The following is a 688-nucleotide window of genomic DNA, read 5'->3' as shown; positions in this document are numbered from 1 at the left end:
ACATCAGGCGGGCCGGCGTCCAGCGGGCGTCAGAGCTGAGTCGGATCGACGACAGTATTCCGAGCGTCAACGCGATGGCGTGCCCGATGGCGGTGAAATCCGGCCCGGACACCGCGACTACCAGCGCGATTGTCACCCAACTACCGATCCATGCCGGGCGCCACCGGATCGGGATCGCCGCGGTCAGGGTGCCGAGCACGGCAAGAGCGCCGTAGCTGAGCCCGACATCGGTAGCGTGTGCGACGGAGATGGGCAGCCAGCCGAGTTTGATCGCGGCGGCCAACCCACCGGCCACGATGAGGGTGGCGCCGACGTGGCCGAGGGCAAATGCCTGGACCAACCGCCTGCTGCGCCACAGCAACTCCGCCAACGCGAGCAGGCAGATCAGGCCCGGCAGCAGCAGATATGTGTAGCCCTCGGCGGTGACGAAAGCGCTGCCGAGCAGTGTTCCCACATTGCCACGCCCCAAGTTGTCCAGGTTGGTGCTCAGGCGACCGACGACGCGGTCCTGCGTGTGGGGTCCAAGGACCAACAGCAGAGATGCGATCACGAACAGTGCTGTCGCGTAGCACAGGGTCACTCGGACCCGGACCAGATTGGAGAACACGCGCGACAGCATCTCGATCCAGCATACCGGTGGTGAACTCACCGAAAAGCCCTGGTCAAACGCGTCGTCCGAGGTGGGGCG

At 65.7% G+C, this 688-nt stretch carries 1 protein-coding gene; it reads right to left on the bottom strand.

Features of this window, described 5'->3' with window-relative positions:
• Positions 1 to 619 (bottom strand): rhomboid-like protein (locus tag IMZ11_RS43065; protein WP_228649405.1); only part of this gene is annotated, 619 nt, incomplete at its 3' end.
• Between the last annotated feature and the right edge of the window lie 69 nt (positions 620 to 688).

Source organism: Microtetraspora sp. AC03309, assembly GCF_020826795.1.
Classification (GTDB): Bacteria; Actinomycetota; Actinomycetes; order Streptosporangiales; family Streptosporangiaceae; genus Microtetraspora; species Microtetraspora glauca.
Note: the sequence above shows the minus strand (reverse complement) of the source record. Positions and strands in the feature narration are given on the sequence as shown.